This is a genomic window from Pseudoalteromonas spongiae UST010723-006 (assembly GCF_000238255.3).
GTDB lineage: Bacteria > Pseudomonadota > Gammaproteobacteria > Enterobacterales > Alteromonadaceae > Pseudoalteromonas > Pseudoalteromonas spongiae.
Window position 1 is genome coordinate 2,886,506 of record NZ_CP011039.1, and the last position, 16,699, is coordinate 2,903,204.

The window sequence follows — 16,699 nt, forward strand, 5'->3', positions numbered from 1 at the left end:
CGTTATACCAGATTTCTTTTTTAATACACCTCATAAAGCATGAAAAATTTGGAATGAGGCTACCATGCAACAATTAACACAAACACAATTTGAAACTAACAAAGTCATTTTACAAAAGCTGCAACACCACCATTTAGATGATTTATTACAAGCAGGGAAAAACCCGAAGATTTGGCAATATGTACTTAGCAATTACTGCAAAGACAAAGATACGCTTGAGCATTGGTTTAATGAAACAGCACAGTACCATGCTGATAAGCAGTTGCCGTTAGTGATTATTGATAAAAAAAGTAATCAACTGGTGGGCAGCACACGCTTATTTGCCCTTGATTTTAATCACGATAAACTTGAAATTGGCCACACGTTTATTACCCCTGAATTTCAACGTTGCCATATCAATACACATGCAAAATACTTACTGTTAAGTTACGCATTTGAACAACTTGGCGCAGCCCGAGTAGAGCTTCGCACCCATGAAAATAACCAAAAATCACGAAATGCCATTGCCCGACTAGGCGCGCAATTTGAAGGCATTGCATGGCAAGATAGAAAGCTGATTGACGGTAGCTATCGTAATAGCGCAGTATTTAGTGTAACCCACACTATCTGGCCAAATGTAAAACAACAGTTAGAGGCAAAGTTATAATATGTATCCACAACGCCAATATATTGAAAATGACTTCGCTCGACTGTTAACGCACATTGAGAAGTCTCCGCTAGCAAGTTTGATTTATCAAAACGCGCAAGGCGATATTGAGCTTTGCCATATTCCATTAGTGCTTGATGAAAATAAGCAGCATTTATTGGGGCATATGGCAGCAAATAACCCGCTTGCCAAGCTACTTGCCAAGCAGCCTTTAAACATAAAATGCCTATTTAATGGTGCAGACTGTTATGTTTCACCCAATGATGCCGAAAAGGTCTATTTACCTACATGGCATTACGCAAAGTTAGAGGTAAAAGGCATGGCACAACCTATTACAAAGCCCTCACAAAAGCGCGAGATAATGGCTTATTCTGTTACACAATTTGAAGATAAACTAGCAACGCAGTGGCAACTTTCTCAAGTAGATGAGCATGAAATATCGCAATCATTAAAGTACATAATGGTGTTTAAAATAGAGATTACTGAAATACTTGGTAACTTCAAACTAAGTCAAGATAAGGCAAGCGAAACACGAGAAGAGATAAAACAGAGCCTTTATGCTCGTGGCGATAAAGACTCAGCCGAATTGATATATTAGCGGGCTTTATGAATGTGCTCTACAAACTGAGAAGAGGCAATTGCCACAATACAATACGCAGTAAAAAACCAAAAGCCGATGCCTAGCTCGGCTTTCATTTTTAACATATCGCCCATTTGCCCATCGGCATTGCCAGCCAAATAAGAAACAATAAGTGCAATCACAAATACGTCGGTCATACTCCACTTACTAAGCTTAGAAGCAGCGGTATTAAGCAAACGAGTGAGCTTAATTTTAGCGGGCAATAACACACTGAGTAGCTGCATCAGTAGTTTTAAAAATGGAATGATCACCGCAAATAACCCAACTAATACTGCCACCACATGGTTTTGGTTATTGGCAAGTTCTTCAATGGTGCCAACAATACTGCGGGTTTTGCGATAGGCTTCCACTTCACCTTCTAACTTATCAAGGCCAAGCATACCCGAAAACATACGAAGCATGCCGCGCGTATTGCCATCACCTTCTTCGGCAAGCATGGTAATACCCACATCCACAATTTTGGCTTTATCAATATTCCCTTGCAGTGTTAACACGGGCTGAGTTACCCCTGGGATCAACAAGGCAATGCTCACGAGTAATAAAATAACAGCGCTAATTTTTGTTTTCATAATGCTTCTTAAAAATTAATTTTCCCGACTTTAACGCAACACACATTGTGCGGCTAATTTGATTTGTTAAAAAGCGTTATAAATCGAAGCAACTTATAACGCAACTAACTCATTTGAAAAACTTATTGCGCTGTTCAAGCCATGGGTTATACGGTCGCCCCGGTGCACTTTGTTGATGGCGCAAAATGGTTTCACTGGTTGTGGCTTTTTCTTGCGAGAACGTCATTTTTGCTGATGGCCCACCCATCATTTTAATTTCTTTTTCACTTAAGCTGCGGCCAGCAAACAACGCTGCATTTAAATACCCTGGCTGGGCTGCCCATGTGCCATCGGTTAGTAATAAGAACTGTTCACCTAACGCAAAGCGTTCGGTAATATTACGCCCTGTTTTTTCGCAGGCTAATTCGCCATTAATGTAAACCTTAAAGGTGCCATCAAATGGGGCACTATAAAATACCAGTGCAATTCTGTACCAAGTGTCAGGGAGCATTTCACCACAAAAACCATCAAAGCCAACGCCGCCAGTTGTGCGCTCTCCTTCTATTGATTCAAAGCGGATTTCTGCCTTTTTTTCGTCTTCGATTTCGCTTTCATAATTGAGAGATGTTTGTAATAACGGACGGTATTTCGCCACACTTTCACTTGGCCACAATATATCCATTACCAGTGAATAATCAGACACCAACCCTTGCTCAGAAAAATCACCGTTGGCATCGACGTTATGGCGTACTTTTAAGCCTTCATTTATTTTAAAGCGTGGGAATTTCATAACGGTTGCATCAAAACCTGAGAGACTCGGGATTGATTCTTCAAGCTGCGAAATTTTTTCAAAAATCACCTCATCGCTATAACTTTTACGATCAGGGTTAAACAACTTCATAGTAGATGGACCATAGTCCGCTAAAAATGGGTCTTCGCTATTATCAAACTGCCAAAGAGTTATAAATTCATCTTCTTTACAGGCATTTAATTGTGTATCTGTGTCTAAGTGCAAGCACTGGCTAGTGCGATAACGGCCATATTCTTCAATCACTCGCCAACTGTCATTTAATGCAGTGGGATTTTCAAAGTTCACATCATTAAAAAACAAGGATGGATTTAATGCAGCACCTTTATAAAGTGCTACTGTGTAGCTACTATCTGGATTAAATTGCTGCTCACCAAAGTATTGCCACTGGGGCTGTTGACCCACCATAGACTCTAAATCCGCACCTGACACTTCAACCGAGTAAACAGCATTAAAACCTAGCGTATTCGATGGCTGACGCTCTACCGGAAACGCATCATGCAATTCTTGCTGGGTTACACCACCAGCTTGCCAAGGATACAAGCTAAACGGGTCTGCCAAGTCATAAGCCCCCAACAAAACAGCATCTACTTTGTGAGTAAACATCAGCGCATCGGCTAGCACTTTTTCAATATCATTGCGGTCGGGGTAATTTTCAGAAATCGCCACTTTATAGTCTGGGTCTTCTAAATAAGTTTTAACAATTTCTGCTATTTTGTTATCAAGCGGTTCATGAAATGTATTGATATCTAAAGTATCAATTTGAATTTCATCATTTTCAAAGCGCACCGGACGTGACGTTTTATCAAATAAATTAAATTCGATATCAATCACGGTTGCGCCCATGCCGTAAATATCGGGTTCAATCACAATCGATTGATTGTCGTTATACCTATGGATTTGCGGCTTATCATGGCTATGACCACCAAGAATTAAATTAATCTCAGGTACATTTTGCGCAATGCGATCATCCACCCAACCTAAATGGCTCACCATTACAAGATAATCAACTTGCTCACCATAAAAGCGCACTAAGCCTTCTGCGACTTCGGTAAACTCATAATCCATAACAAAGTTATCAATAAAGTCTGGTAGTGGGCGTTCTTTGTATTCTTTATCAAGCTCATTCCATGGACCTGAGGTCATACCCAAGAAGCCAACTTTGACACAACCAACATCAATAATGCCAAATTTGTGTGTAGGAAAGCCTTGTGCTTTTTCACCAACATATTGCGTATTTGACGCGAGTACCAATGCAGTTTCATCTTGTGCGTAAGCTAATAACTCGTCTTCACCCCAAGCATAATCGTGGTTTCCCACCACACGCACATCAAACTCCATAGCTTGTGTCGCCAGTGATGAGGCGCGCCCCATAGATACTTGCTCGGCCACATTGCCTTTTTCATAATCATCGCCCCCGTTGGTAAAAACAGTGTAAGGGTTTTCTTCAAGTGAAGTTAAGTGCAATGATTTCAAACGGCTGTATAAGCGCTCTTTATAGCCGAAGCGAGAATGCAAGTCAGCAACATGCACAAAACGAATCGTTTGTTGTACCGCAGCCATATCACAGGCTGGGCCAATGGATTTAAAGGTAGAAACATTCGGTAATTTACGAATGCCGTATATACCTAAGTGATAAATTTCAGCGCTAATAAAATTACCTTCTATGCGCGAATTAAAATTAGGTACCCATGTATTGTTAACAAGTCTAGCCAGTACATATTGCTGATCCGCTTGATAATCACTTGGTAATGGTATCGTCAGATCCGCTTTATCAAATAATGCGGTTTCAATTGGTGTTATCGAATACACTTTCGAAAGCGAATTTTGCGCATCGGGAAAGGCTTGCGATTGCCCTACATCAACTGACAGTGTCAAGCCATCGGCAACAGCGCCAACTTCTAGGTCTAAAGTGCCTGTGCCATCAAAGCGTATAACTCCCCCTTCACTGCCTACGGGTACCGGTGTTTGTGCCGCATCTTCACTAACTGATTTGCTGGTTTCGCCTTCACCTACACAACCCAACAACAGCAATGTGCTGAACACATATAGCAATACTCTGAAATACACTTCCTTGCCTCGCGTTTAAATTCGCATTTATGAAAATTAACAAATGGTTAATTTAACAACAATTATTGAAAATATTACATCATAGCTAATAATAAATTCCCAGATTTAAAGAATTAAATTATCTTAAAATGCAAAAAGCCGATGCTAAATAACATCGGCTTTTATAACCATCACACTCAATTACACAGCTAACTCGTTACACCGCTTGCTGAATAATCACTTGCTCAGCTTTTTTAGTATAGTGCGGCATTCTATGAAAATTTAAGTACCGGTATGTATCAGCAGCTGTTGCATTTATCATTGTCGCATATTCTTGGTACTCAGCTGGCGTAGGTAATTTACCTATAATTGCAGCTACTGCAGCAAGTTCGGCTGATGCTAAAAATACATTTGCTCCCGTACCTAAGCGGTTAGGAAAGTTACGTGTAGAAGTAGACACCACGGTAGATTGGTCTGCAACTCGCGCTTGGTTACCCATACATAACGAACACCCTGGCGTTTCAATGCGCGCCCCTACACGACCATAAATGCCATAGTAGCCTTCGTCGGTAAGCTGATCACGGTCCATTTTGGTTGGTGGTGCAATCCACATTCGCGTTGGTAATTGGCCTTTAAAATTATCAAGTAACTTACCCGCAGCACGGAAATGGCCGATGTTTGTCATACACGAGCCTATAAACACTTCATTGATTTCTTCGCCTTGCACCTCTGATAACAGACGCGCATCATCTGGATCGTTTGGCGCACATAAAATGGGTTCGTTAATTTCTGCTAAATCAATCTCAATGATATGGGCGTACTCTGCGTCTGCATCCGCTGACATAAGTTCTGGATTTTCTAACCATTCTTGCATTTTGGTGATTCGGCGCTCAATAGTACGTACATCACCATAGCCTTCTGTGATCATCCACTTAAGCATAACAATATTCGAGTTTAAGTATTCTTCGATTGATTGCTGTGAGAGCTTCACGGTACAACCCGCCGCAGATCGCTCTGCTGATGCATCAGACAGTTCAAATGCCTGCTCAACGGTTAAATACTCCAGCCCTTCAATTTCCAAAATTCGCCCTGAGAACTCGTTAACTTTGCCTTTTTTCTCTACCGTTAATAAGCCTTGCTGAATTGCATAGTAAGGAATAGCATGTACTAGGTCGCGTAACGTAATGCCCGCTTGCATTTCACCTTTAAACCTTACTAATACTGACTCCGGCATATCGAGCGGCATCACTCCCGTTGCAGCGGCAAAAGCAACCGCACCAGAGCCTGCTGGGAAAGAAATACCCAGAGGAAAACGTGTATGTGAATCCCCCCCCGTTCCCACGGTATCAGGCAACAGCATTCTGTTTAGCCATGAATGAATAATACCGTCACCGGGGCGAAGCGATACCCCTCCTCGATTCATAATGAAATCGGGTAATGTATGATGCGTATTTACATCAATTGGTTTTGGGTAGGCAGAAGTATGACAAAACGACTGCATGGTTAAATCTGCTGAAAAGCCTAAGCATGCTAAGTCTTTTAGTTCATCACGTGTCATTGGGCCTGTGGTGTCTTGTGAACCAACAGTCGTCATTTTCGGCTCACAGTACTGACCAGGGCGTACACCTTTAACGCCACACGCATTGCCCACCATTTTTTGCGCGAGCGTGTAGCCTTTGCCAGTATCGGCTGCAGCTGCCGGTTTACGAAATATTTTTTCTTGAGCAAGACCAAGTGATGTACGCGCTTTATCGGTTAAACCTCGACCAATTATTAAAGGAATACGGCCGCCAGCTTGTACTTCATCAAGGATCACCTCTGATTTAAGCTTAAAGTTGGAAATCACCTCATCGCTACAAAAGCGCTTAACAACGCCTTCATATGGGTAAATATCGATTTGGTCACCCATATTTAATTCATCAACGGGCAGTTCAATTGGTAATGCGCCTGAATCTTCCATGGTATTAAAGAAAATAGGAGCAATTTTACCCCCTAAACATACCCCTCCAACCCGTTTGTTAGGCACGAATGGAATGTCATCGCCCATAAACCAAAGCACTGAGTTAGTCGCGGATTTACGAGAAGAACCTGTGCCTACCACATCACCAACATACGCAAGTGGTAAACCTTTTGCTTTTAACTCTTCAAGTTGAGAGATAGGACCAATCTCACCCGGCTTTTCTGGTTTTATACCTTCACGCTCGTTTTTAAGCATTGCGAGCGCATGTAGTGGAATATCTGGACGTGACCATGCATCTGGCGCTGGAGATAAATCATCAGTATTTGTCTCGCCTGTTACTTTGAACACAGTAACAGAGATTTTCTCGGCAACAGCGGGCTTGTCGGTGAACCACTCAGCATTTGCCCATGACTCAATCACTTGTTGCGCATATTTGTTACCCGCTTTTGCCTTTTCCTCTACATCGTAAAACGCATCAAACATTAGTAATGTTTTTGATAACCCTTTTGCCACAATAGGCGCTAACGCTTGGTCGTCTAGTAATTCAATCATCGGGGCAATGTTGTAACCACCTAACATGGTACCCAGTAGTTCAGCGGCATATTCTTTTGTTATCAATGGCGATGATGCTTCACCTTTCGCGACCGCAGCTAAGAAACCCGCTTTTACGTATGCCGCATCGTCAACACCTGGCGGTACACGATTAACGAGTAGATCTAAAATAAATTCATCTTCACCTGCCGGTGGGTTTTTAATTAATTCGATAAGTTCAGTAGTTTGCTGTGCATCTAACGGTTTTGGCACAATACCTTGGGCTGCACGCTGCTCGACATGTAAACGATATTCTTGAAGCACAATAATACCTCCTTGGTGACGTGAAATACCTAACATGGCTTGAGTATTTGAACGACTTCAAACACTTTAATAAACTGTAGCACTTTAATTAAAAGCGTCAGGTATTGGTTAGTTATTCACCTTTAGTATAAGGGTTTTATATTACGATCCAAGGCCAGCATGTTTATGCTTATCATAAGTAATATGAATAGAAAGGAGTTAAAAATTAACTTTTATGAATGATGAACGCCATTGCTGTTCAATTAAGTTATATTCTTCAGAAGCATGTAAGCTCGCTAAGCTTTGCTGTAAACGCTCAACTAGCTGTTTATCAGATCCTTTACTAAGAGCAACATACAACTGAGGAGTACGCCCTAAATCAACAACAGGCACAAAATCGTTTAAATCAAATGCCATTTGCTTACTAAGCGCAATTAAATTGTTTTTCTGCAATACAATCGCATCTACACGCTGTTCTTTTAATGCGTTAATTGCTTCAGGCCAATGCCTGACCTTCATTACGTTTTTTTCAGGCCACTGATAGCGTGCAACAATTTCATCCATAATGTAATCATCTCTTGCGACGACTAAGGTTAGATTTTGCATTGACTGAGTCGTGACGTTTGCTTGTTCACGTGCTTTCAATTGCCATAAAAACAATGAGCTTTTGCTTTGTAGCATTGAGCTATTTGGAAAAACCGGCCCAATCCACTCAAAACTGCTTTCACGTTTTTGCGTTCGGCGCATTGAGTAAATTAATACGTTTTTTTCTGTGGTAGCAATATGATAAGCACGGGACCAAGGCAATACTAAATGCTCGGTGGAGATTTGCTCTCGGCGCAATAACGCCTTAACAATATCGACAGCAACGCCATCGAGTTTTTCCCCTGACTTAACCTGATAAGGAGGAAAATGCTCTGTAACAACCATTTCAAGTTCAACAGCACATACGCGGGTAGCCACAAATACAACAATCAGTAATAAAAAGCTAACCCCTGTCCAACGTCGCCACATCGCATATTCAATAAAAAGAAGACAATACTGTTAGTCTAGGTGAGTGCTAGCGTAAATAAAAGTGTGCCGATTAAAGGAAATAAATAAGCGATGATGCGATTAGGCATACGATATAAAAAAGCGTTACTTGGGTTGCTTGGATCAACAAAAATAAACACTTCTTGGTTATTCTCAAGCGCCGTTAAGCAAGACTTATCGTAATCAACAATCACGCTATGTTTGGTTTGTTCAAAACAGTATTGCAGCATCATTTGTTTGTCTTTAAAGCTATGAAATGGCATCAAATCTTGTAAGCCAACTAAGGTGGCTTTTTCAATCGCGCAAGCACGCCAAGAGCGTTTTCGTTGGCGGCACAAAAAATAATATACCCAAGGCTCCAAGCCCCAAAGTAATATTAACCCGCCAACTAATAACAGCTCTAATTTCATGCCCATTCCCAACTTAGTTAGATAACTTATAAACGAGATTAGCAGCCACGAGATCGCTAAGTGCCGTCCCTACCGATTTAAATAGCGTAATGCTACTTTGTTGCTGCCGACCTAAAACGCGTTTAGCACATAAGTCGGCTAATTCACCTTTTATTTGCTGTTGGCTAAACGCTCCTTCAGCCATCGGAATTAACAACTCGCCCGCTTCGTTTAACACGTTTGTTAAGCCATCCACGTACACCTCACTTTGTGTTACCGTTTGCGTATCACACTCTCGGCAATGTTTGTGATGGTTACCGATTAGGTCTATATGCGTACCAACACTGACCCAGCTACCATCAAATAACGGCTCCGGTGAGCCTGTTGCACAACAAATTGTGCAGGCACTTGCAATCGTCTCTTTATCAGATAGCCCAGCAACAAATGCAACCTCACTAAATTCGCTTTGTAACTGGCTAATCAAGCTGTCTACTTTGTCGCGATTACGGCCAATAATGGTCACTTTACGGTAATTTCGAACAGATAAATGTGCTTTAATCATATAACTGGCAAGGTTACCGCTGCCAAAAAACACTAAATGCTCAGCATCTTCACGTGCTAAATAGCGTGCCGCCAGTGCGGAAACCGCAGCAGTGCGCCAAAGCGTCACACTTGTGCCATCCACCAGCGCAAGCGGTACACCATGTGCTCGGTCAAACAACATAATTTTTGAATATAAGGATTCAAAACCCGCCTCGCCATTTTGCGGGAAATAAGTAAAGGATTTCACCCCAATTACCTCTTCATCCCACGCTGGTAAAACGGCAAATGCATTATGTGAAGGATCACCTGGTTGCAGTTCAAACACTTGTCGCTGTGGCATTAAAAAGTTGCCTGCAAAGCTAGTGTTAAGTGCATTAATCAAGGCATCAAACGTCAGGGTAGATATTACCTGTTCTTTTTCAATTATTTTCATGGTGTATCCACTTAACGTCTTTCAGGTAAAATCATTTGCTTAGGAGCATGGGTAAGTAACTTGTAGCCATTTTCAGAAACCAAAATATCATCCTCTAAACGCACACCACCGAAGTTTGGAATATAAATTCCCGGTTCAATCGTAATGACATTTCCGACTTCAAGTTGGTACTCACAGTTAGGTTTTATGATCGGAAATTCATGTAAAAATAATCCCACTCCATGACCTAATCCTTCGCCTGCATACTCAGCAAAGCCCGCATTTTCAATAACTCGATGACTTGCTTTCAAGGCATTGGTTGCAGCAGCACCTGCAACCACTTCAGCCATAGCAGCAGCCTGTGCATCTGCGACAGTTTGATAAACCAATTGTTGTTTTTCACTGGCTTCGCCATAAATATAACTGCGCGTCATATCAGAGCGATAACCATTAATTACGGCGCCAAAATCTAGGGTAATAAAATCACCAACAGCGAGTTTGCGATCACCCGGCATACCATGTGGTAAAGAAGTGCGCTCGCCAAATAACAAAATCGTGTCAAAGCTCATGCCATTTGAGCCGAGCTTTTGCATGCGATATTCAAGCTCAAGTGCAATATCGCGCTCACTGGCTCCGGTTTTAAAGTAAGGCAAGGTTTCGCTAAGTGCTTGATCGGCAATCGCCGCTGCAAGCTCAATTTGCTTTACTTCCCAATCATCTTTTACAGAGCGCATACGTTCAACAACACCTTGTATTGGTGTTAATTGTGCAACTGATAACTCTGCATTTATTGCTTGCCAAGCCCCAACATTAATATGATCAGCTTCAAAACCGAGCTTAACGCTTTTATCGATAAGACGATTAAAACAATGGCCTAACGTTTCGTTGTCACGGTCGCGACAAATGACTTCAAAGCCTTGGCTTTCATTTGTGGCTTGCTCTGCGTAACGGTAGTCAGTGACTAAATAACCACTATTTTGATTAATCACTAAATAGGCTGCATGACCGCTAAAACCAGATAAATAGCGAATATTCTCATAGCCAAAAATCAATGCGCTATCGAGCTGCAAACTTGTTAATAAACTGCGAAACGTTGCTTGGCGTGATAAAAATGGGGTACTCATCGGAAAATAAATCCTGTGTTTAATGCATCGCTCGGGTCAAAATAAAAGGTGTTTTTACCCACCACATTAGCGTTCCCGCTCACTTCGGGGATCACCGCCAGGTAATCACCATATTCTAGTGTATCAACTACCTTAACGCTGAACTGTGAGCCTAAAATACTTTCAATTACTATTTCTTGCTGTGCTTCAATTTCGTTTTTAGCAAAATGGATAGCTGCTCGCCCCGCTACACCTGACCCTGTTGGGCTGCGATCTAACTCGCCTTCAGCAAAAATACACACATTGCGGCTATGCGAATCTGGGTGTTCCATTTGGCTATGCGAAACAAAAATAGTGCCGTACAAAAAGCTTAAATCAGCTTCAAAAGGGTGGTTAATGTCGGTGCTGGCAATCACCGCCTGTTTAATACGCTTGCCCCAATCAATAATTTGATTGCTGTTATCTTGCTTGAGGGACAAACCAATGGCATCCGCATCAACATAGGCATAAAACGCACCGCCGTAGGCTAAGTCAAAAGTCACCGTTCCTATGCCTTCAACTTCTATTTGCTGTGCTTTTAGCGCTAAGAATGAAGGCACGTTTAAAAAACGAATATCGCTAATTTCACCATTGTTAACGGTTACCGATGAGCGAATTTGACCACAAGGCACATCAAAATTAATCTGATTAACGCCTTCTTTTTTGTTTATCACACCTGCTTCAATTGCCGCTTTAGATAGTGCAATAATGGCATGGCCGCACATGGTGCTGTAGCCTTCGTTATGTAAAAACAATACACCTAAGTCACTGGTATCGCGCTCGGGTTCAACAATCAATGCGCCATACATATCTGCATGACCACGCGGTTCAAACATCAAGCCTTTTCGTAAATCATCATGATTAGCTAAACAGTCCTGACGTTTTGCTAAAATGGTGTCGCCTTTTAAACTAGGAAATCCCGATGTAATAATGCGTAACGGTTCACCACCTGTGTGCATTTCTAGTGTGGTAATTTGTTGCATTACTTTACTTGGTTGCCAATTAGCAAACGCATTTGTGTTCATATTTAGCTTTCTATATCGAAATCAATGTTTGCATACAATATACCTTTGAAAATATTAAAATCAATATAAAGCCCAGCTTGGGTAAGTATTTATTGCTTAAAAGGATTACTAAACGCTTTGTTTTTAATAAACTTTTCGTCAGTTAAAGTATGTAGAAATGCCACTAAGTCTTGCTTTTCTTGTTCAGTTAACTGAAAACCTTTAATAAATGCACTTTTATATGGGTTTTCACGACCATCACCTTGATGCTTGCCAGTTGTAATATTGCGTCCTGCATCGGCATAGAAATCAATTACTTGCTCTAACGTTTGTAAACTACCATCGTGCATATAAGGGGCTGTTAAGGCGATATTACGCAATGTTGGCGCTCTAAACTTACCCATATCCTGTGGCGTTTCTGTGATAGTAAATAATCCTTGATCGCTTAGCGGAAAAGCCCCTTTGCCATCAATATTATAAAGCCCTGTATTATGAAACGGATGACGGTCTAATTGCTGCTTTTGATGGGTCGTTGATTGCGTAAAGTTAAAACCACCATGGCAATGGTGGCACTCTAAGCGCTCTGAAAAAAACAGGTCCATACCGCGTATTTCGCTTGCTGTCAGTGCATCATCCTGCATGGCGTAGGCATATTGATCAAAACGACTTTGAAACGAAATCAAACTGCGGGTAAAACTGGCGAGCGCTTTAACTATGTGATCGAAATTCGCATCCTCATTACTAAAAGCACGCTCAAATAATGCGTTATACTCTGGCGTATTAAAGCGTGCTAATACCTCTTCTTCGTGCCCTGTCACCCCCATTTCTAGCGGTGTTTCACCAAATAGCGGGAGCAAAATTTGCTGTTCCAACTCTGTCATTTCAGAGTGAGCCCAAGTCAGAGTTTTATTGTAAGCAACATTAACTAGTGCCTGCGCATTGCGGTGATGTAACTCACCTGTCGAACCAATTGAAGTTGGGGTCATTTCGGCAAATGCCCTATCTTGCTGATGACATGACGCACAGCTTTGCAACCCATTGGCTGACAAGTTTTTGTCGTAAAATAAGTGTCGACCAAGTTCAACTTTGGCATCACTCATGGGATTCGTTGAAGGAACTTGAGGCAGCGGAAAGCCCTCAGGTAGCTGCCATTGATAAGGCTTGCTTGGTTCACTACAACCGACAAGTAATAGTGCCAACAACAGTAAAGAACGACGCATGTTATTCCTGATAAAATATTTTAGTTGTTAAGTTGCTAAATAACTGCTGACAAATCTCGTTCGCTTGTTCGCTCATACAAGAGCGAGAACGATCCACCTCAGAAAGTAAACGATCTAAATCTAAAATAACTGGTTTTTGCACATCAAATTGAGCTAGTTCGAACCGATAACGGTTTGGGTAAGTACATTGTGCAGAAGGTGCCCGTAAACGCGATGCGCTTTTACAGCCGGTACTGCCTAAATGGAAAGCAAAGTCATTGTCGCCATCAAAGCGGAAAAACTTATGGCCTAACTGCCAACTCCAAAACATTTCACTAATGTTAAGTGGTGATGCGGCAGTAAGTGGATTAAGGTGATTTTCATTAAACGGAACCGCCATCGCAAATGATAGCTTTTCCCCATCTAAATCATTTGCGTTTAGTTCAACTTGCCAACTGCTTTTCTCACAGTTTGCGCCAATTAAGGCAACGCTGTTTGATGAAAAATGACTAGGCTTGATTGAGAGTGCATTTTCCGATTTAAATTCGGAGACAAACCACATAAGTGTTTGCCGCTCATCACATGTGTGTTGAATGCCATGTTGTTTTACAACAAATTCAATTTTAGTGGTCGATGGCTCTTTGCATGCAAACAAAAAGCTCATTAACAAAAGTATACAAAATGACCGCAGCAAGGTGGTTTACTCTCTTGATTGATTAGTTACACTGTAATTAATACAGGAACAGGATCCTAACAAAGTTATGATGACTCAGAAACTTACACTGCTAACACTTGCTTTGGCAAGTAGCATTACTAGCCTGAACGCGATCGCACATACAGAACATGATAAGGCGCGTTATGTAACCGAAAACGGAATTGATAAAGGCGACTGCAACAACCCCGTCAGGCCATGTAAATCCATCGCCTACGCAGTATCGCAAGCAAGTAAAGGTGACAAAGTATTGGTCGCTAGTGGTCAATACGAGTTAAAAAATGAATCTGAGCTATTTTATTTACAAAGCGAGTTAGTACCCGTGTTAGGCGGCTTTAACCGTTTTGATCACTTTCAAGTACAAAACCCTAATCGCAACAAAACACAAATCGTTGGTGCACCAATAGCCTTGCATGACATGCTGCAAAAGGCTGGCTTTAACGTGATTGCAGATACTAAAAGCTTAACAATTTCAAAACAATTAAAACAAAAACTAGCACGTCACCAAGCACTTTTTGAGCAGCAAAGTAGCACAACATGTGAAAATGGCCGTGCCGGTTCGTATTCCTGTAACAACGTAGATTTAGTTGCCCATGTACCATTGCCAGCAAACACCTCTGGCAATGATATTTGGGGGCATGTTGATTTAAATAACGGCATTGAATATGCCATTATTGGGTTCTCTGATGGTATTCGCGTATACAGTTTGGCCGATCCTACAAACCCAACATTAGTTGGTCGTGTCGCAGGCGCGAATACGACATGGCGCGATATTAAAGTACTGCAATATTACGACGAAACTTTAAAAGCCTATCAAGCGTACGCCTATGTAACAGCTGAAGCAAACACTGGCGTGCAGATAATTAACCTAAATAATTTACCCACATCGGTATCGCTTTCTGGCACAAATTTCACGGTAAATAGCGCACATAACGTGTATATCAGTAATGTTGATTACAGTTTAAATCTGCCGCTCAATGGCCAGTCTGCAAAAATGCAAATTGTTGGTTCAAACAAATATGGCGGCTCGTTTACTACCTATGATTTAACAACGCCCAACAATCCCAGCAAAAGCTTTGATATTGGTTCAACATCGCGAGCAAACTACACACATGACGCCACCAGCATGTCAATAAACGACACCCGTGCTACGCGAGATTGCGTTAATGCCAGTAGCGGTGTATGCGATGTATTTATCGATTTTAACGAAAATGAAATTCGCATTTGGGATGCAACACAGTCAACCAATACCGAACGTTTAGGACAAGTAGGATATGATGATGTCGATAGCAGCAGCCAGTATGTTCACTCAGGTTGGTGGCACGAAAACAAACGCTACGTGTATGTGCATGATGAGTTTGATGAGAATAAAGGCGGTTTAAATACCACAGTTCGCATTCTTGATTTAGCCGATTTAACACAACCAACGATTGTTGGTAAATGGACCAGTAATAACCGCACCATAGACCACAACGGCTTTGTTAAAGGCAACCGTTATTACATGTCTAATTACGAGCGCGGTTTAACCATTCTTGATATTAGCGACCCTATTAACCCGCAAGAAGTAGGTTATTTCGATACTTTCCCAACATCAGATAATCCATCATTTAATGGTGCTTGGGGCGCTTATCCTTATTTACCGTCTGGCAATATTTTAATCAGCGACATTAATAGCGGCCTATACGTATTAAAAGACAACACTCGTGATAATAACGTTAATGTAGCGTTTGAAAGCACCGAATTAACTGCTGAGCGCGGTGATGAATTGCGTCTTGTTGTCACTAAGCCATCCGCAGTTAACGAACAAGCCAGTGTTGAATTTGAAATCATTAATGGTAGTGCACAACTTAATAGCGATATGAGCCAACGTAACAGCACACAAACGTTAACCTGGGCAGCCAAAGATACCGCTCCTAAAGTGATTGGCATAGCGCTTACTGAAAACGGTGAAACATCACTTAAAGACTTTTATATTCGCTTACACAACGCATCAGGCAACCTTGAAATTGGCGACAATCGTATTATGAAAGTCACAATTAATGGCCTTGCCAGCCAAGGCAAGGTTGGTTTTGTTCAAACAAGCCACACCTTCTCTGAAAAAACAGGTGATGTAAATATTGAATTAAGCCGCATGGGTGGCAGCCGTGGTCAAATTACCTTTGACTACCAAGTTGAATACCTAACAGCGAGCAGTGACGATATTTCTTTTGAGAATGGCACAGTAACTTGGGCTGAAGGCGACACAGCTAATAAAACCATTTCATTTAGCATTACGGACGATCAAGAAATTGAAGATGCCGAACGCTTTATTATCAAACTTACTAATAATGATGACAGCTTGTTAAGCAATCAACAGGTTGAAATCACCATTTCAGATGATGACAGCAATAGCGCACCTGAGGTATACGCAGGTAACGATATCGAACTGGCAACAAATGCATCAACGGTTTTAAATGCAGCAACTGCCAGCGATGATCGCACAGAACAACTCACTTATCAGTGGAAACGAGTATCTGGTGTTGCAATTAATATCACCAATGAAGACAGCTTAACGCCTAGCGTTTCTGCCACAAGCGACGCTGGAACTGCAGTTATTTCATTTACTGCTACCGATGAACATGGCGCAAGCAGCAGTGATGAATTAACCATTACCGTTGTTGCAGCGGTTGCTCCTCCAGAGCCAGAAAAATCGAGTTCATCGAGCGGTAGTTTACCTATTTACTTATTACTTCTGATGTCGCTGTTAGCAATTCGTAGAAGGTAAAACTATTAGATCTGTTG

The 16,699-nt window shown here is 41.6% G+C and carries 13 protein-coding genes; 3 read left to right on the top strand and 10 right to left on the bottom strand.

Translation table 11 applies throughout. From position 1 onward, the window contains the following. The first annotated feature begins 64 nt into the window (after nucleotides 1-64). A complete protein-coding gene (locus PSPO_RS13295) occupies nucleotides 65-646 on the top strand; it encodes a GNAT family N-acetyltransferase (protein ID WP_010561550.1) in 582 nt (193 codons plus the stop codon). 1 nt (nucleotide 647) lies between these two features. Beyond that, complete coding sequence (locus PSPO_RS13300) at nucleotides 648-1,244, top strand: FMN-binding negative transcriptional regulator (protein WP_010561549.1); 597 nt, start codon at nucleotides 648-650, stop codon at nucleotides 1,242-1,244. Here PSPO_RS13300 and PSPO_RS13305 read toward each other — a convergent pair. The 10 genes from PSPO_RS13305 to PSPO_RS13350 form a co-directional block, all read right to left on the bottom strand. Continuing rightward, nucleotides 1,241-1,855, bottom strand: a complete 615-nt coding sequence (locus PSPO_RS13305) for a paraquat-inducible protein A (RefSeq protein ID WP_010561548.1) — start codon at nucleotides 1,853-1,855, stop codon at nucleotides 1,241-1,243. The genes PSPO_RS13300 and PSPO_RS13305 overlap by 4 nt on opposite strands. A gap of 109 nt (nucleotides 1,856-1,964) precedes the next feature. Continuing rightward, nucleotides 1,965-4,712, bottom strand: a complete 2,748-nt coding sequence (locus PSPO_RS13310) for a metallophosphoesterase (RefSeq protein ID WP_148665247.1) — start codon at nucleotides 4,710-4,712, stop codon at nucleotides 1,965-1,967. Nucleotides 4,713-4,908: 196 nt separating this feature from the next. Next, nucleotides 4,909-7,506: a bifunctional aconitate hydratase 2/2-methylisocitrate dehydratase gene (gene acnB / locus PSPO_RS13315; protein ID WP_010561546.1), complete on the bottom strand. Its 2,598-nt coding sequence runs from the start codon at nucleotides 7,504-7,506 to the stop codon at nucleotides 4,909-4,911. 198 nt (nucleotides 7,507-7,704) lie between these two features. Further along, nucleotides 7,705-8,499, bottom strand: coding sequence for a substrate-binding periplasmic protein (locus tag PSPO_RS13320; protein WP_010561545.1), 795 nt, complete (start codon nucleotides 8,497-8,499; stop codon nucleotides 7,705-7,707). 35 nt (nucleotides 8,500-8,534) lie between these two features. Next, nucleotides 8,535-8,927 carry a hypothetical protein gene (locus tag PSPO_RS13325; protein ID WP_010561544.1) on the bottom strand — a complete coding sequence of 131 codons (393 nt, stop codon included), beginning with the start codon at nucleotides 8,925-8,927 and terminating at the stop codon, nucleotides 8,535-8,537. A gap of 13 nt (nucleotides 8,928-8,940) precedes the next feature. Beyond that, nucleotides 8,941-9,882: a bifunctional Delta(1)-pyrroline-2-carboxylate/Delta(1)-piperideine-2-carboxylate reductase gene (gene lhpI / locus PSPO_RS13330; protein WP_010561543.1), complete on the bottom strand. Its 942-nt coding sequence runs from the start codon at nucleotides 9,880-9,882 to the stop codon at nucleotides 8,941-8,943. A gap of 11 nt (nucleotides 9,883-9,893) precedes the next feature. Beyond that, nucleotides 9,894-10,985: a M24 family metallopeptidase gene (locus PSPO_RS13335; protein WP_010561542.1), complete on the bottom strand. Its 1,092-nt coding sequence runs from the start codon at nucleotides 10,983-10,985 to the stop codon at nucleotides 9,894-9,896. Continuing rightward, nucleotides 10,982-12,028: a proline racemase family protein gene (locus tag PSPO_RS13340; protein ID WP_010561541.1), complete on the bottom strand. Its 1,047-nt coding sequence runs from the start codon at nucleotides 12,026-12,028 to the stop codon at nucleotides 10,982-10,984. The genes PSPO_RS13335 and PSPO_RS13340 overlap by 4 nt, the downstream gene beginning before the upstream one ends. A gap of 89 nt (nucleotides 12,029-12,117) precedes the next feature. Beyond that, a complete protein-coding gene (locus PSPO_RS13345; RefSeq protein ID WP_010561540.1) occupies nucleotides 12,118-13,227 on the bottom strand; it encodes a methanobactin export MATE transporter MbnM in 1,110 nt (369 codons plus the stop codon). Between the two features lies 1 nt (nucleotide 13,228). Next, a complete protein-coding gene (locus tag PSPO_RS13350) occupies nucleotides 13,229-13,870 on the bottom strand; it encodes an MbnP family protein (RefSeq protein ID WP_010561539.1) in 642 nt (213 codons plus the stop codon). Nucleotides 13,871-13,967: 97 nt separating this feature from the next. On the opposite strand from PSPO_RS13350, the gene PSPO_RS13355 reads away from it, so the two are divergent. Next, a complete protein-coding gene (locus PSPO_RS13355; protein ID WP_040641439.1) occupies nucleotides 13,968-16,682 on the top strand; it encodes a choice-of-anchor B family protein in 2,715 nt (904 codons plus the stop codon). The last annotated feature ends 17 nt before the right edge of the window (nucleotides 16,683-16,699 follow it).